Source organism: Flavobacterium sp. UMI-01 (assembly GCF_019656315.1).
GTDB lineage: Bacteria > Bacteroidota > Bacteroidia > Flavobacteriales > Flavobacteriaceae > Flavobacterium.
Genome location: NZ_BPLU01000023.1, coordinates 1 through 16323 on the forward strand (window position 1 = coordinate 1; position 16323 = coordinate 16323).

The window sequence follows — 16323 nt, forward strand, 5'->3', positions numbered from 1 at the left end:
TAGAGCGCAATTTAGAGGTGTTAGAAAAATTGATTTTTTCCTGTTTAGATTATCCAATCTTTTTGCCTAATCCCCAACTTTTGAACTTGATCCACTAAACTACTTTGATAATAGAAGTACAAATGCTTCAGCGGAGTCTTTCAATGCAAAAATTAAAGCTTTTAGAGCGCAATTTAGAGGTGTTAGAAAAATTGATTTTTTCCTGTTTAGATTATCCAATCTTTTTGCCTAATCCCCAACTTTTGAACTTGATCCCTTAATATACTAGACCAAAAACAAAAATAAGGAATACGATTAAAATCAAAAAAGCCATTCACAATTAAGTGAAAAGCTTTTCATTGGTCTAACTACTAAACCAGGATCAGTTAACTAGACTGATCACAACACAACTAATTTTAAATGCTTTCTTGAGAACAGTCCTTTAAGGACTAAGAATTCTCAATTTCGCGGTCTGGACGGGACTCGAACCCGCGACCCCATGCGTGACAGGCATGTATTCTAACCAACTGAACTACCAAACCAGAAATGTAATAGAGTTAATTAATAACTCAATATACACCATTATTTATTAGTTTAAAAATAATCTTTAAAAAAGAACATTTCTACTCTGAAATTAAATTCAGCACCAGTCAACCAAACTGATTATAACGCGCATTTCATTTGAAAAGCTATATGGAAAAAAAAGCCTTTCATTACTGAAAGGCTTTCCCAATTTCGCGGTCTGGACGGGACTCGAACCCGCGACCCCATGCGTGACAGGCATGTATTCTAACCAACTGAACTACCAAACCTACTGCGTTATTGCGGTGGCAAAGATACAATAGATTTCTGTTTTTGCAAGCATTTTTACAAAATATTTTTAAAAAAACACCCTCAAACTACCCAAACTTTTGTTTTTCAACTAGATAAGTTAACAATATTTTTTCAAAATCTTCTCCTACATCCACAGGAACATAACGAATACGGTTCTGTGCACAGGCCAACTCCAATCGCTTAAAATAACTTTGCATGCTTTTTTCATACGCTTCTTTTACATTTTCCGAAAAAAGCGCCACTTCTTCTCCTGTTTCCACATCAACAAATTTTCGAGGCGTCGTATCAAAACTAAAATCGTATTCCGTTTTACGATCAATAACGTGAAACAAAACTACCTTATGCTTATTGTGACGCAAATGTTGTAAAGCGTCTAACAACTTAGCTTCTTCTTCCAATTGAAACATATCGGTAAAAAGGACAATCATTGACCTACGGTGAATTTTTTCGGCTATTTGATGTAAAAAAGAAACAGTATTGGTCGTTACTTCCTTTTTACGAAACTTCAAAATAGTTTCTAATTGATTCAAAAGCATCCTATGATGACGCTCACTCCCCTTTTCAGGTGCATAGTACTCATACGTTTCCGAAAACAAACTTAACCCTACCGCATCACGTTGTTTTTTCAACAAATGCATCAATACTGCTGTTGCCAAAACTGAAAATCCTACTTTATTTTCATAAAAATTTTGATCTGAATGCAATTGAGGATAATGCATTGAAGACGAATTATCAATAATGATATGGCATCGCAGATTAGTTTCTTCCTCAAAACGCTTAGTGTACAAACGATCTGTTTTTGCAAAAAGCTTCCAGTCAATATGGCGCGTACTTTCACCCGCATTATACAATTTATGCTCTGCAAATTCAGCCGAAAAACCGTGAAACGGACTTTGATGCATTCCAGAGATAAAACCTTCTACTATTTGATTAGCTAAAAGTTCCAAATGCTGAAAACGGGCAATCTTTTCTAATTGGGTTTCAATCTTCATCTCTCAAATATATAAAAAAATAACTTTTAATACCATTAGTAAAAGCATCATCGGCGAGACTCATAATAAACGGTATTAACCATTAAACAATCTATATTTTTAGCATATAAGCCATATACGATTAACTAAGAATTGTGCTTAAAAGGTTTTTTAAGTTTATATAAGTTTTTCAAACTTTTCTTTTTTGGATCAGGAAACACTACGCAAAAAATAAGCACAAAAAAAGGCTTGACTAACGTCAAACCTTTTTCATATAAATTATAATCTTACGATTACAACAAAGCGTCTAAACTATCTGCATAAGTTTGCTTAGGAGCTACTCCTACTTGTTTTCCAACTACTTCTCCATTATGAAAAACCAATACTGTTGGAATGTTTCTTACGCCATATTTGGCAGCAAATTCTTGATTAGCATCAACATCTACTTTACCCACAACTACTTTTCCTTCGTAATCATTACTTAACTCCTCTATGATAGGACCAACCATTCTACATGGTCCACACCAAGCTGCCCAAAAATCTACTAAAACTGGTTTATCTGACTTCAAAACTACTTCGTCAAAAGTAGCATCTGTTATTGTTAATGCCATATTGTTTATCTTTTAAAGTTATCCCTGCACTTCTTTCAGGGCAAATATTTGAATGAATTAATTAACTCGATTACAAATTTAGAAATTTAAAATAAACCTACCACTATTGTTAAATTAGATTTAACTATTTAAGTATTGATAATTATTATTTAGAAAACTTTTACTTGCGCCAAAACATGGCATTTGTATTGAAGAAATTACATCTTTACATAAAAATCCTTGGTCATACTCACATACTCTTCCGTATAATGATGTCGCGAAATTTCAATAACCAATTCGTCCACAATAACATTCTCAACCTCATGTCTTGAAAAAGCAAGCAAACTTCTTTTAACCAAGGAGCTGGGCGTGCCTTTGACACGAGTTATTTTTATAGGATACAATTCGGCATTTTTAGCTAAACTCACAAATCGCTCTTCTTCGCTAAACGGAATAATAACCGCAAAAAGGCCCTTTTCGGACAACAACAAGTCAGCTGCTTCGACCAATTCTTCAAAAGGCAACGCATCCTGAAAGCGAGCTAAATCCCTTTTCGAATCATTAGATTTATAATCTTCACTATAAAAAGGTGGATTAGAAACAATCAAATCATACTCATCCTCAGGCTCACCCATAAATTCATCCAAACCTGCGTGATAACAAAACAATCGGTCACCCCAAGGAGAATTTTCAAAATTATCAACTGCTTGTTCGTATGCCGCCTCGTCAATTTCTAAAGCATCAATTTGTTCCGCAGTTGAACGCTGAGCCAACATTAAAGCAATAAGCCCTGTCCCTGCACCAATATCCAAAATAGTAAAAGGATGATGATGTAAAGGAGCCCAAGCACCCAACAAAACACCATCGGTACCAACTTTCATAGCGGTTTTATCTTGTGCAACAGCAAATTGTTTAAATTGAAACAAAAGAATCTTAGATTTAGATTAAGGATTTTAGACTTAAGATTTCATATAACCGATTAAACAAATAACCAATTAACCTTCTACTAAAGATACATCTCCACTAGTCCTTCAGGCAAGTTCATGATGATTTTTTTATTCTCACGATCTACTTTCACCAAAAACTGGTCAATCATTGGCACCAATATTTCCACGTTACCATTGAGCACTTCAAATAAAGGCTGGGCAGAAGTGTCGTTCACTGACTGAATAACACCAAAAACACCTAAACGTTGGTCTTCAATTTCGAAGCCAACTACTTCGTGAAAGTAAAATTTATTACCACTAAGTTTGGGTAACATACTAAGAGGCAGATACACCCCACAACCAAGAAGCACATCGGCATCTTGCTCATTATTCACTTCCTCAAAACGAACACGTAAAAAATCGTTTTTGTGAAGAGAAGCATTTTCAATAAAAAAAGGAATCAAGTGTTTGTCAGATTCGACAAACACTGATTCCAAGTTTTCGTATAACTCAGGTTCATCTGTATCCAAATAGACCAAGACTTCCCCTTTGAAACTAAATTTTTTAGCGATTTTACCTAAATAGAAACAATCTTCTTTACGCATTATCGCAGTTGAATTAAGCTTGAGTTTCTTCGTTAGATTCTTCTGCAGCTGGAGCTTCTTCAGCTTCAACTTCAGCAACTTCTTCTGCAGGTGCAGCAGCAGCAATAGCATCAGCCTCTGCTTGAGCAGCTGCAGCGATACGTTTTGCATTAACTTCTTGCTCTGCTTTTAATGCTTTAGCTTTAGCTTCAGCTTGCGCCTTAGATAAACCTTGTTTTTTAGCATCAACAGCTCCTGTTTTAGCTTCTAACCAAGTAGCAAATTTTGCATCTGCTTGTTCTTGAGTTAAGGCACCTTTACGAACTCCTCCATCTAGGTGGTGTTTCAATAAAGCCCCTTTGTAAGAAAGGATTGCTCTAGCAGTATCAGTAGGTTGAGCACCATTGTGCAACCATTTTACTGCGCTATCAACATTTAAATCGATAGTTGCTGGGTTAGTGTTTGGATTGTAAGTACCGATTTTCTCTAAGTATTTACCATCTCTTTTTGAGCGTGCATCTGCAGCTACTACCCAGTAAAAAGGTTTTCCTTTTTTACCGTGTCTTTGTAATCTAATTTTTACTGACATAATCTTATGATTAAATTTTGAGGTACTCGACCTCTGTTAATTAAGGGCGCAAAGATATACTTTTTATTTTAAAAAAACTAACGATTTTTTTACGAACATGATACCATACATTTTTCAGCTATGATGCTATTTTATACCTTTAATATCCTATTTTTGTTAGTTCAAAAGCTTATTTTTTATGAAAAAATATTTCTTGTACAGCCTCTTTCTTTGTTTTATCCTTTCCTGTGAGGAAAACGTAAAATTCAATAACCCCTCATTTCAAGGAGTGAAAGACAATGTGTTTTGGAGGGCCGTTACTGCCACAGCAACTATTAGCTCTGGGGGTGTTCTTACCATAAATGCCTATACACGAAATGAACAAGCCGTCTTAAAAACAAGTAGCGCCAGTGTCAACACCTACACACTAGGAACCAACAACATTAACACAGCTACTTTCATCACAACTGAGCCTACCGAAATTATCACTTTTGCAACAAGCACCGGAAAAGGTGATGGACAAATATCCATTACGGAATACGACACCACAAACAAAACCATTTCAGGAACTTTCCGTTTTAACGCAATCAATACCGCCATCAATCCCACTACTGGTACAACTTTGAATTTTCAAGAAGGTGTTTTTTACAAAATACCAATTACTCCTTAAATGTTACTAATGAATTAACTCACTGTAAATTCATTAGTCAATCCATCAATTAATTAAAAATATTTAATTAAATAAGCTTATTTATAGTAGATTAGAAAATAATTAGACTACATTTGCTTCAATTATAATAAATAGTATATATGAATATTTTTGTTGGAAGCCTTCCATTCAGTATTGAGGAAGCAGATTTAAGAGAGTCTTTCGAGGCTTATGGAGCAGTAGATTCAGTTAAAATTATCACAGATAAATTTACTGGAAGAAGCAAAGGTTTTGGTTTTGTTGAAATGCCAAGCGATGCTGATGCTCAAAAAGCAATTGACGAATTGAACGGAGCTACTGTTCAAGGACGTACTATTGTTGTTAACAAATCTGAGCCAAAACCAGAAGGCGAAAGAAGAAGCTACAATAACAACCGTAGTGGAAGTTATGGTGGTGGAAACCGTGGTGGAAATGACCGTGGTGGAAACAGAGGAGGATATTAATATTTTTTTCTACAATATAACAAAAAGGGTGTCAATTTACGTTGACACCCTTTTTTTTGATTTATACCGACCTTTCGTTAGGAACAATACAAATTCCCGCAAGTGATAGTTATTATGAAATAGTGAAAAGAGAGTTATTTTCATAAAAAAACTGCCAACCTTATGATTGACAGCTTTTCGAATTATTATATAGTAACAGATTAGATGTTAGCAGCTAACCAGTCACCAACTTCTTTAGTACCGTAAGCTTTACCTCCATTTGCCAAATCTTCAGTCACAACACCTGCTTCTAAAGCTTTGTTTACAGCATCTCTCATTGCTTTACCTTCTTCCATCAATCCGAAGTTTTCAAACATCATAGCAGCCGATAAAACAGTTGCCATTGGGTTAGCAATGTTCAAACCAGTTGCTTGTGGATAAGAACCGTGAATAGGCTCAAACAAAGATACTTTAGCACCCATAGAGGCAGATGGCATTAATCCCATAGAACCGGAAATCACAGAAGCTTCATCTGTTAAGATATCTCCAAATAAGTTCTCAGTAATTAATACATCATAAGAGTTTGGCCATTGTACCAAACGCATTGCAACCGCATCCACGAATTCGTAACTTACTTCAACTTCTGGATACTCTTTTTCCATAGCTTGTACTGTTTCTCTCCACAAACGTGAAGTTTCTAATACATTTGCTTTGTCAACACAACATAATTTTTTACGACGTGTCATCGCTAATTCAAATCCTTTTTTAGCCAAACGTTGTACCTCAGCTCTAGTATAAACACAGTTATCAAAAGCAGTATCTCCACCGTCTCTTCTTCCTTTTTCACCAAAGTAAATCCCTCCTGTTAACTCTCTTAAGAACACTAAATCAGTTCCTTCGATACGCTCTCTTTTTAATGGAGATTTGTCCAATAAAGAAGGGAAAGTAAATGTAGGACGAACGTTTGCAAACAATCCTAATTTTTTACGCATCTTCAATAATCCTTGCTCGGGACGAACAGGTGCTGAAGGGTCATTATCGTATTTTGGGTGACCAATAGCTCCAAAAAGTACTGCATCCGCGTTCTCACACACTTCATGTGTTGCATCAGGATAAGGTTCTCCTACCGCATCGATTGCTGCAGCACCAGTCAAAGCTGGTTTCCAAGTAATTTCATGTCCAAATTTTTGAGCAACTGCATCTGATACTTTAACTGCTTGATCAATTACTTCTGGTCCGATTCCGTCCCCTGCTAAAAGTGCAATATTTAATTTCATTACTTTATTTTTATATTATTTAATTTGTTCTCTATTATTTATTGAGCAATTACGTTGAGCATTTTTTGAGTTGCTATAATTGCTGCTACGGTTTGGTCTGAATCTAATCCTCTCGTTTTAAATTCTTTCCCGTCTATCAACCAAGTGATAATGGTTTCACACAAAGCATCGGAACTACTTCCGGGTGGAATCCTTACCGCATAATCGATTAATTTTGGTAATTCAAGTTTTTTACTTTTATAAATTTTAGCCAAAGCATTCATAAAAGCATCAAATTGCCCATCTCCTTGCGCATGCTCCTCGATGATTTGACCATCTATTTTCAAGCATAATGTAGTCGATGGACGCATCCCTTTGGCATGAGATAACAAATACGATTCCACCGTAATTTTTTCTTCATACGCATGACTGTCCAAAACATCTGAAATGATGTAGGGCAAATCTTCTTTGGTTACGGTTTCTTTTTTATCTCCTAACTCAATGATACGTTGAGTGACTAATTTCAAATCTTCATTATTGAGTTTCAACCCTAATTCTTGAAGGTTCTTTTCTATATTAGCCTTACCCGAAGTTTTTCCAAGTGCATATTTTCTTTTTCTACCAAAACGCTCTGGAAGCAAATCGTTGAAGTATAAATTTTTCTTATTATCACCATCGGCATGAATTCCTGCTGTTTGTGTAAACACATTGTCTCCAACAATTGGTTTATTTGCTGGAATTCTATATCCTGTAAAGGTTTCGACCAATTTACTCACAGAATACAAAGACGTTTCCTTGACACCAATTTCAATTTCGGGCATGAAATCATTAATCACGGCAACTGTACTGGCTAAAGGTGCATTTCCCGCTCTTTCTCCCATACCATTCACGGTCACGTGCAATCCATGAACACCTGCTTTAATGGCTTCCATAACATTGGACACACTTAAATCATAATCGTTGTGGGCATGAAAATCAAAATGAATGTTGGGATATTTTTGGGTAATGGTTGCAATAAACTCAAAAGTATCGGATGGAATTAACACCCCAAGAGTATCTGGAAGTAAAATACGTTTTACGGGTTGGGTGCTGATAAAATCTAAATATTGGAACACATATTCAGGAGAATGGCGCATCCCGTTACTCCAATCCTCTAGGTAAACATTAGTAGCAATTCCGTTCTCATTTGCCAAAGCGATACTTTCAGCAATTTCTGAGAAATGTTGTTCGGGTGTTTTTTTTAATTGGTGAACAAGATGATTCAAAGAACCTTTGGTCAACAAATTCTGAACCTTGGCTCCTGACTTTTTCATCCATTCGATTGAAAGTCCTTTGTCAACAAAAGTCAACACTTCAATTTTGTCGGTATAGCCTTTGGTTTCTGCCCACGACATAATCCCTTTGACACCTTCAAACTCTCCCTCACTTACACGTGCCGAAGCAATTTCGATACGATCAACTTGTAATTCTTCTAACAATAATTGGGCAATGGTTAATTTTTCTGCAGCAGAAAAAGACACTCCTGAGGTTTGTTCCCCATCACGGAGTGTGGTATCCATTATTTCAATCTTTCTTTTTTCCATTATAATTAGATCCTATTTCGATTTTATTATGCCATTCGAACGAGTCGTATTATAAAATCGTAAAAGCAGTTACTAAACTTAATAAGAAATCAAGCCTAGTAACTGCGTATTTATTAATTGTTTTATTTAGTAAGGCAACTTGTCTGCAAAAGCAACAATATCTTCTTTTACACTTTGTAAATAATCGATATCGTCAAAACCATTCAACATGTTGTTCTTTTTGTATCCATTGATATCAAAAGATTCATTTTCGCCTGTAGCTAATATAGTTATGGTTTGTTCTGGCAAATTGATTTCTAATTCTGTTTTTGGGTCTGATTCGATAGCAGCAAATATTTTTTCAGCAAATTCAGGAGAAACCTGCACTGGCAAAACACCAATATTCAAACAGTTTCCTTTGAAAATATCAGCAAAGAAAGAAGAAACTACTGCACGGAATCCATAATCGTAAACTGCCCAAGCAGCGTGCTCACGAGAAGAACCTGAACCAAAGTTTTTACCTCCTACCAAGATTTTTCCTGAGTAAGTTGGGTTATTCAATACGAAATCTGCTTTTGGAGTACCGTCTCCATTGTATCTCCAGTCTCTAAAAAGGTTGTCTCCAAAACCTTCACGTTTTGTAGCTTTCAAGAAACGCGCTGGGATGATTTGGTCTGTATCTACGTTTTCAATAGGTAGTGGCACTGCACTACTGGTAAGGATATTAAATTTATCGTATGCCATTTTGATTTTATTTTACCGCAAAGACGCAAAGGCGCAATGCTATATTAATGTTTTTTACCGCAAAGGCGCAAAGGCGCAATGCTTATTTTTTTTTAGTTTATGAAGTTTAATAATTGTTTACAAATCTTCTAAAACCACTCTTTATTAATGGAACATTAAAATTAATTAAAAACCCCATTCTTTTGTCTGCTAATTTCAAATATGAAATCAGCTGTGCTTCGTGAACTGGCAAAATCGAATCAACCGATTTTAACTCAATTATTATATGTTCTTCAACTAGAATATCGATTTTATATTCCTTTGACAAATTAAATCCTTTGTACTGTAGAGGAATAATAACTTGACATTCTGCTGAAATATTTCTCAACTGCAATTCTCTCAAAAGACATAATTCATAAACGGATTCTAATAAACCGGGGCCCATTAATTTATGAACCTCAAGACTAGCAGAAAATATTTCTTTTGCTAAGTCTTCGTAACGATTTATTTCCATAATTCCTTGCGTCTTTGCGCCCTCGCGGTGAAAAATTCTACAACAAATCTCTAGGGTCAGTCAATTTTCCAGTAACTGCTGCTGCTGCTGCCATAATTGGAGAAGCTAACAAAGTTCTTGAACCTGGGCCTTGACGTCCTTCGAAGTTTCTGTTAGAAGTACTTACTGCATATTTTCCAGCTGGTACTTTGTCATCGTTCATTGCTAAACAAGCTGAACAACCTGGCTGACGCAATACGAATCCTGCTTCAGTTAAAATATCTAAAATACCTTCTTCTTTGATTTGTGCTTCCACAACGTGAGAACCTGGAACCAACCATGCCGTTACGTTATCTGCTTTTTTACGTCCTTTAACAATAGAAGCGAATGCTCTAAAGTCTTCGATACGACCATTAGTACAACTTCCTAAGAAAACATAATCAATCGGCTTACCAATCATTACATCATCTTCATTGAAGCCCATATAAGCTAATGACTTTTTATATGTTTCTTCCCCACCTTCTACTTCTTTAGCTGAAGGGATGTGCTTAGAAATCCCAATACCCATACCTGGATTAGTTCCATAAGTAATCATTGGTTCAATATCAGCTGCATCAAATGTTAATTCAGCATCAAATTGAGCTCCTTCATCCGTTTTCAACGTTTTCCAATAAGCCACAGCTTTATCCCAAGCTTCCCCTTTAGGAGCATATAATCTTCCTTCTAAGAAATCAAAAGTAGTTTGGTCAGGAGCAATCATACCTCCACGGGCACCCATTTCGATAGAAAGGTTACACACTGTCATACGTCCTTCCATTGACATTTCCTCGAACACATTTCCTGCGTATTCCACAAAATATCCAGTTCCTCCAGAAGTTGTCAATTTAGAAATGATATACAAAGCAACGTCTTTTGGAGTAACTCCTTTATTCAAAGTACCATTTACGTTAATACGCATTTTCTTTGGTTTCGGTTGCATGATACATTGTGTAGAAAGTACCATTTCTACCTCAGAAGTTCCGATTCCAAAAGCAATCGCACCAAAAGCACCATGAGTTGATGTATGTGAATCCCCACAAACAATAGTTGTTCCTGGTAACGTAATTCCGTTTTCAGGACCTACAACGTGTACAATTCCATTTTTTTGATGACCTAATCCCCAGTGTGAAATACCATATTCATTAGCATTAGTTTCTAACGCTTTCAATTGGTTAGCAGAAAGTGCGTCTTCCACAGGTAAATGTTGGTTTATAGTAGGGGTATTGTGATCTGCAGTAGCAAAAGTACGCTCAGGATATAAAACTGAAACGCCTCTAGATTTCAAACCTAAAAAAGCTACAGGACTAGTTACTTCATGGATGAAATGACGGTCAATAAAAAACACGTCTGGTCCATCTTCAATTTTGCGCACCACGTGCGAATCCCATACTTTGTCAAATAATGTAGTACTCATTTTTAATATTTTTTAAGTGTAATTCTTTATACAACAACAGTTAACTGACTGTATTTGTAATAACAAGGATGCAAATTTAGGAAAAAGAAAACGAGTTGTCAATTTCGATTACACATTATATACGATACCCAAAACCCATTTCAACTAAAAATCAACTTATTTTACCCCGTTTACAATTTCATTTCTTTTTTTTGATGTGAATTTTACCTCGGTTAAGACTTGCTAATTTCCCGTCTTCTATTTTTCATAAAAAATATCACATTCGCATCAAAAAACCAAAAACACAAAAAATTTCACAACCTATTGAGTTAAATCCCTAAAAAAATAAATTATTTTATTTCTATTGACCACATTATCTATTATTCCAAACGCATCTATTCCACGTTCAATTTCTTCATCAAACCATCACTTTTACACCAGAATCCGAACCTTACTTTTTTACCTAAATACTACGACATCCAAAGCCTATTTTGTTTTTTTTCAAACAAAAAAAAGGTGAATAGTTCCATTTTAAACCTTTCCAATCCAAACGGCATTGTTGATAAAATAAACCACAATACCCGAAAAAAATACCTAATTTTGAAGTTCTTCGATTTTAAGTTTAAAGGCTTTTTATGACTCAAAAAATGAGTGCTTTAAAATGTCTCAAACTTAAAATTTGACTCGAGCGATAGCGAACAGCGAAGCAATTTTTTAATTTGGATTTTACAAAAGTATGTACTTAATATTCGATACTGAAACTACTGGATTACCCAAACGTTGGGACGCACCCATAACGGATTCTGATAACTGGCCTAGATGTATCCAGATTGCCTGGCAGTTGCATGACGAAATGGGAAAACTCATCGAACATCAAGATTATTTAGTACAACCCGATGGCTTTAACATTCCGTATGACGCAGAACGTGTACACGGAATTTCGACCGAACTGGCTCAAGCGGAAGGAATCACCCTTGCCGAAGTGTTAGAGAAATTCAACATCGCCTTGGGAAAAACCAAATTTATTGTGGGTCAAAACCTAGGCTTTGATGTCAATATTATGGGAGCCGAATTCCACCGAATGGGTGTTGATAGCCCTATGGCTAACCTCCCCGTTTTAGACACCTGTACCGAAGTTACCGCATCTTTATTACAATTACCAGGAGGTCGTGGAGGAAAATTTAAATTACCTACTCTGACCGAATTGCACCAATACTTGTTCAATGTTCCTTTTGCAGAAGCGCACAATGCCACCGCCGACGTTGAAGCCACCACCCGTTGTTTTTTAGAATTAATTCGCAGAGAAGTTTTCACCAAAGAAGAACTGGACGTACCGGCTGATTATTTCAAAAACTTTAAAGAAAATAATCCGCAAGAAATCCAACTTATTGGATTGAAACACATTAATCTAAAGGCAGCTTCTGACGAAATCAGAAAACAACTTCAAAAAGCCGATTTAGGAAGTCCTCAAACAACGATTTCTGAAGCCGACAAGCAAGAGTTAAACGAAGCGAAATTTGCACACCTTCACAACCATACGCAATTTTCGGTTCTGCAATCCACCATTAGCATACCTGCCTTAGTTGCTGCTACAGCCAAAAATGGATTCCCTGCCGTAGCCATGACCGATACGGGCAATATGATGGGCGCTTTTCATTTTGTTAGTGCGGTAATGAATCACACCAAAGCCGCTGCTGCCAAAAACAAAGCCCTAATTGAAAACGGCGAAGAACCTACCGAAACCGAAATCAAACCTATTGTTGGGTGCGAATTCAATATATGTGAAAACCACAAAGACAAAACCAAAAAAGACAATGGCTACCAAGTGGTACTGTTAGCCAAAAACAAAAAAGGATACCACAATCTCGCTAAAATGGCCTCCATCGCGTATGTGGATGGTTTTTATTATGTACCCCGAATTGACAGAACCGTTGTCGAAAAATACAAGGAAGACATCATTGTACTTTCTGGAAACCTATATGGTGAAATTCCGAGTAAGATTCTAAATATTGGTGAAAACCAAGCCGAAGAAGCCTTACTTTGGTGGAAAACACAATTCGGCTCCGATTTTTACTTGGAACTGATGCGTCATAACCAAGAAGATGAGAATCGTGTAAACAAAACCATAATCGCTTTTGCCAAAAAGCACCAAGTTAAATTAGTCGCTACCAACAACACCTATTACCTTAATAAAGAAGATGCCAACGCACACGATATTTTATTATGTGTAAAAGATGGGGAAAAACAAACTACCCCTATTGGACGCGGAAGAGGCTACCGTTATGGTTTGCCAAATCAAGAGTATTATTATAAATCGGGAGAAGAAATGAAGCAACTTTTCTCTGATTTACCCGAAGCGATTCTTACGATTCAAGAGATTATTGACAAAGTAGAACCGTATTCGTTATACCGAGACGTTCTACTTCCTAAATACGATATTCCACAGGAATTTGTTGACCCCGAAGATGAAAAAGACGGAGGCGTACGCGGAGAAAATGCCTACTTGCGTCATCTCACTATGGAAGGAGCCAAGAGGCGCTATGGCGAAATCACACCTGATATTCAAGAACGTTTGGATTTTGAGTTATTAACCATTTCAAACTCTGGCTACCCTGGTTATTTCTTGATTGTACAGGATTTCATTGCTGAGGCTCGTAAGATGGATGTTTCCGTAGGACCAGGACGTGGTTCCGCCGCAGGTTCTGCCGTAGCCTACTGCCTCGGGATTACCAATATCGACCCCATCAAATACGATTTGCTTTTTGAGCGTTTCTTAAATCCTGACCGTGTATCCATGCCCGATATTGATATCGATTTTGATGATGAAGGTCGTGGTCGCGTGATGGATTATGTAATCAAAAAATACGGTGCCAATCAGGTAGCACAAATTATCACTTATGGTAAAATGGCTACCAAATCAGCGATTCGTGATACGGCCCGTGTTTTGGATTTGCCTCTTTTTGAAGCCGATAGAATTGCAAAATTGATTCCTGGTATGATGCCTTCAAAATGGAATTTAGCCCGCTTTTTATCCGAAAACGAAGAAGATGTTAAAAAAGCCTTGCGCTCCGACGAATTTGACAACATCAAAGAGCTGATTGCTATTGCCAACGAAGGCGATTTAGCAGGAGAAACCATTCAGCAGGCCAAAATTCTGGAAGGCTCGATGCGCAACACTGGAATTCACGCCTGTGGTGTCATTATCACCCCTTCGGATATTACCAATTATGTCCCTGTAACCACTGCCAAAGATTCGGATTTGTATGTTACCCAGTTTGACAACTCGGTGGCCGAGAGTGCTGGTTTGCTAAAAATGGACTTCTTGGGCCTCAAGACCCTTACGCTGATAAAAGACACGGTTAAACTCGTAAAATACCGCACTGGAATTCAATTAGACCCTGACAACTTCCCTATCGATGATGTCAAGACTTATGAGCTATTCCAGCGTGGAGAAACCGTTGGTATCTTCCAATACGAGTCCCCCGGTATGCAAAAATACATGAAGGAATTAAAACCCACCGTTTTTGGGGATTTGATTGCCATGAATGCCTTGTATCGACCTGGACCTCTTGAATACATCCCTTCTTTCGTACGTCGAAAAAATGGCGAAGAAGAAATCAAATACGACTTGGATGCCTGCGCTGAATATCTCGCCGAAACTTACGGAATCACCGTTTACCAAGAGCAGGTGATGTTGCTGTCGCAATCTTTGGCAGGATTTACCAAAGGTGAGGCCGACGTACTTCGTAAAGCGATGGGTAAAAAACAGAAAGACGTATTGGACAAAATGAAGCCTAAGTTTGTCGAACAAGCTTCAGCCAAAGGTCATGATGCTACTGTTTTAGAAAAAATCTGGAAAGACTGGGAAGCCTTTGCCAGTTATGCCTTCAACAAATCGCACTCTACTTGTTACGCTTGGGTAGCCTATCAAACTGCCTACCTCAAAGCGCATTATCCTGCCGAATACATGGCAGCAGTTCTATCGAATAACATGAACGACATCAAGCAAGTTTCGTTTTTCATGGAAGAATGTAAACGTATGGGCTTACAAGTATTAGGTCCAGATGTGAACGAGTCCTACTATAAATTTACGGTAAACGAAAATTATGCAGTACGTTTTGGAATGGGAGCCATAAAAGGGGTGGGACAAGGAGCTGTAGCCACCATAGTCGAAAACCGTAAAAACAGTCCTTATAAATCCATTTTCGATTTAGCCAAACGCATTGATTTACGTGCTGCCAACAAAAAAGCTTTTGAAAACCTAGCCCTAGCCGGTGGTTTTGACTGTTTTACAGATACACATAGAGCCCAATATTTCCACGATGATGGGGACGGAATTACTTTTTACGAAAAAGCCATTCGGTATGGTGCTAAATTTCAAGAAAATGAAAACTCCTCACAGGTAAGTTTATTTGGCGAAGCCTCCGAGGTTCAAATTGCTGAGCCTGTGGTTCCTCCTTGCGAGGACTGGAGCACTATGGAAAAATTGGCCAAAGAAAAAGAGGTTGTTGGGATTTACATTTCAGGTCATCCTTTGGACGATTACAAATTTGAGATGAAATATTTTTGTAATACCAAACTCGAAGCACTCAAAAATCCGCAACAATTTATAGGGAAACCTATTGCAGTGGGAGGGATTGTAAACAATGTACAACACAAGGTTGCCAAAAACGGAAAAGGCTGGGGAATTTTCACCTTAGAAGGCTATGACGAAAGTTTTGAATTCAAAATTTTTGGCGAAGAATACCTTAAATTCCGTCATTTCTTTTTGCAAAATAACTTTGTCTATATCAAATTGATGGTCAAAGAAGGTTGGGTAAACCAAGAAACAGGAAAAAAAGCCGACCCAAGAATTCTTTTTACCGAAGTCAAACAATTACAAGATGTATTGGCTAGTTTTTCTAAAAAACTCACACTAATACTCAATATAACTGATTTGAAAACTGATTTTATCCATCAACTCAACCGTGTTTTTCAAGACCATAAAGGCGACCACCAAGTCACATTTGAAATCATGGAACTGGAACGCATAAAAAAATTAGTTGAAGTGGCTCCTACTCCAGTCGAATTAGAAGACGACTTTATTGAAGAGCTAAACGAAGATGACGATGTAGAATTGAATCCCATAAAAACAGCTGAAGTGACCGAAGTCGAAGAAATCAATGTAGTTACTAAACTGAGCATGCCAAGCCGACGTCTTAAAATCAATATTTCTAACGAATTATTGGTCGAATTAGAGAAAATGCAAATTAACTTTAAATTGAATTAACACCC

13 protein-coding genes, 2 tRNA genes and 1 pseudogene are annotated in these 16323 nt (G+C 37.1%); 4 read left to right on the top strand and 12 right to left on the bottom strand.

All coding sequences use genetic code 11. From position 1 onward, the window contains the following. Nucleotides 1-106: 106 nt before the first annotated feature. A pseudogene (locus tag K5R64_RS09115) lies at nucleotides 107-232 on the top strand (transposase); the annotation flags it as partial. 215 nt (nucleotides 233-447) lie between these two features. On the opposite strand, the gene K5R64_RS09120 reads toward K5R64_RS09115, so the two are convergent. The 7 genes from K5R64_RS09120 to K5R64_RS09150 all read right to left on the bottom strand — a co-directional run bounded on the left by K5R64_RS09120 (nucleotide 448) and on the right by K5R64_RS09150 (nucleotide 4473). Next, nucleotides 448-521: transfer RNA gene (locus K5R64_RS09120), tRNA-Asp, on the bottom strand. A gap of 196 nt (nucleotides 522-717) precedes the next feature. Then, nucleotides 718-791: transfer RNA gene (locus tag K5R64_RS09125), tRNA-Asp, on the bottom strand. 87 nt (nucleotides 792-878) lie between these two features. Then, nucleotides 879-1805 carry a DUF58 domain-containing protein gene (locus tag K5R64_RS09130; protein ID WP_220762855.1) on the bottom strand — a complete coding sequence of 309 codons (927 nt, stop codon included), beginning with the start codon at nucleotides 1803-1805 and terminating at the stop codon, nucleotides 879-881. Between the two features lie 272 nt (nucleotides 1806-2077). Further along, nucleotides 2078-2395 (bottom strand): thioredoxin, encoded by a 318-nt coding sequence (trxA, locus tag K5R64_RS09135; protein WP_220762856.1) that lies wholly within the window; start codon nucleotides 2393-2395, stop codon nucleotides 2078-2080. Between the two features lie 197 nt (nucleotides 2396-2592). Then, nucleotides 2593-3300 carry a tRNA1(Val) (adenine(37)-N6)-methyltransferase gene (locus K5R64_RS09140; RefSeq protein ID WP_220762857.1) on the bottom strand — a complete coding sequence of 236 codons (708 nt, stop codon included), beginning with the start codon at nucleotides 3298-3300 and terminating at the stop codon, nucleotides 2593-2595. 80 nt (nucleotides 3301-3380) lie between these two features. After that, nucleotides 3381-3905 carry a ribosome maturation factor RimM gene (gene rimM, locus K5R64_RS09145; RefSeq protein ID WP_220762859.1) on the bottom strand — a complete coding sequence of 175 codons (525 nt, stop codon included), beginning with the start codon at nucleotides 3903-3905 and terminating at the stop codon, nucleotides 3381-3383. A gap of 13 nt (nucleotides 3906-3918) precedes the next feature. Beyond that, nucleotides 3919-4473: a 30S ribosomal protein S16 gene (locus K5R64_RS09150; RefSeq protein WP_220762861.1), complete on the bottom strand. Its 555-nt coding sequence runs from the start codon at nucleotides 4471-4473 to the stop codon at nucleotides 3919-3921. A 178-nt stretch (nucleotides 4474-4651) separates the two neighbouring features. On the opposite strand from K5R64_RS09150, the gene K5R64_RS09155 reads away from it, so the two are divergent. Both K5R64_RS09155 and K5R64_RS09160 read left to right on the top strand, forming a co-directional pair. Continuing rightward, complete coding sequence (locus tag K5R64_RS09155; RefSeq protein WP_220762863.1) at nucleotides 4652-5122, top strand: DUF6252 family protein; 471 nt, start codon at nucleotides 4652-4654, stop codon at nucleotides 5120-5122. 140 nt (nucleotides 5123-5262) lie between these two features. Beyond that, a complete protein-coding gene (locus tag K5R64_RS09160) occupies nucleotides 5263-5604 on the top strand; it encodes an RNA-binding protein (protein WP_220762865.1) in 342 nt (113 codons plus the stop codon). Between the two features lie 200 nt (nucleotides 5605-5804). Here the strand turns inward: K5R64_RS09160 and leuB are convergent, their stop codons facing one another. From leuB to leuC, 5 genes are all read right to left on the bottom strand, one after another. Beyond that, nucleotides 5805-6860 carry a 3-isopropylmalate dehydrogenase gene (gene leuB, locus K5R64_RS09165; RefSeq protein ID WP_220762867.1) on the bottom strand — a complete coding sequence of 352 codons (1056 nt, stop codon included), beginning with the start codon at nucleotides 6858-6860 and terminating at the stop codon, nucleotides 5805-5807. Nucleotides 6861-6898: 38 nt separating this feature from the next. Then, the gene (locus tag K5R64_RS09170) at nucleotides 6899-8422 is read right to left on the bottom strand and encodes an alpha-isopropylmalate synthase regulatory domain-containing protein (RefSeq protein ID WP_220762869.1); all 1524 of its coding nucleotides are present in this window, start codon (nucleotides 8420-8422) and stop codon (nucleotides 6899-6901) included. Nucleotides 8423-8548: 126 nt separating this feature from the next. After that, nucleotides 8549-9145 (bottom strand): 3-isopropylmalate dehydratase small subunit, encoded by a 597-nt coding sequence (gene leuD, locus K5R64_RS09175; protein WP_220762872.1) that lies wholly within the window; start codon nucleotides 9143-9145, stop codon nucleotides 8549-8551. Between the two features lie 106 nt (nucleotides 9146-9251). Continuing rightward, on the bottom strand, nucleotides 9252-9638 hold the full coding sequence (locus tag K5R64_RS09180; RefSeq protein ID WP_220762874.1) for a GxxExxY protein: 387 nt from the start codon (nucleotides 9636-9638) through the stop codon (nucleotides 9252-9254). Between the two features lie 37 nt (nucleotides 9639-9675). Continuing rightward, nucleotides 9676-11070 carry a 3-isopropylmalate dehydratase large subunit gene (leuC, locus tag K5R64_RS09185; protein ID WP_220762876.1) on the bottom strand — a complete coding sequence of 465 codons (1395 nt, stop codon included), beginning with the start codon at nucleotides 11068-11070 and terminating at the stop codon, nucleotides 9676-9678. A gap of 715 nt (nucleotides 11071-11785) precedes the next feature. Here leuC and dnaE point away from each other — a divergent pair. Beyond that, nucleotides 11786-16318: a DNA polymerase III subunit alpha gene (gene dnaE, locus K5R64_RS09190; protein ID WP_220762878.1), complete on the top strand. Its 4533-nt coding sequence runs from the start codon at nucleotides 11786-11788 to the stop codon at nucleotides 16316-16318. Nucleotides 16319-16323: the final 5 nt, after the last annotated feature.

Bases quoted from the DNA above. Each gene is read 5' to 3' on its own strand.
- K5R64_RS09130 (WP_220762855.1), bottom strand. From the start codon at position 1,805: ATGAAGATTGAAACCCAATTAGAAAAGATTGCCCGTTTTCAGCATTTG.
- trxA (WP_220762856.1), bottom strand. From the start codon at position 2,395: ATGGCATTAACAATAACAGATGCTACTTTTGACGAAGTAGTTTTGAAG.
- rimM (WP_220762859.1), bottom strand. From the start codon at position 3,905: ATGCGTAAAGAAGATTGTTTCTATTTAGGTAAAATCGCTAAAAAATTT.
- K5R64_RS09150 (WP_220762861.1), bottom strand. From the start codon at position 4,473: ATGTCAGTAAAAATTAGATTACAAAGACACGGTAAAAAAGGAAAACCT.
- K5R64_RS09155 (WP_220762863.1), top strand. From the start codon at position 4,652: ATGAAAAAATATTTCTTGTACAGCCTCTTTCTTTGTTTTATCCTTTCC.
- K5R64_RS09160 (WP_220762865.1), top strand. From the start codon at position 5,263: ATGAATATTTTTGTTGGAAGCCTTCCATTCAGTATTGAGGAAGCAGAT.
- leuB (WP_220762867.1), bottom strand. From the start codon at position 6,860: ATGAAATTAAATATTGCACTTTTAGCAGGGGACGGAATCGGACCAGAA.
- K5R64_RS09170 (WP_220762869.1), bottom strand. From the start codon at position 8,422: ATGGAAAAAAGAAAGATTGAAATAATGGATACCACACTCCGTGATGGG.
- leuD (WP_220762872.1), bottom strand. From the start codon at position 9,145: ATGGCATACGATAAATTTAATATCCTTACCAGTAGTGCAGTGCCACTA.
- K5R64_RS09180 (WP_220762874.1), bottom strand. From the start codon at position 9,638: ATGGAAATAAATCGTTACGAAGACTTAGCAAAAGAAATATTTTCTGCT.
- leuC (WP_220762876.1), bottom strand. From the start codon at position 11,070: ATGAGTACTACATTATTTGACAAAGTATGGGATTCGCACGTGGTGCGC.
- dnaE (WP_220762878.1), top strand. From the start codon at position 11,786: ATGTACTTAATATTCGATACTGAAACTACTGGATTACCCAAACGTTGG.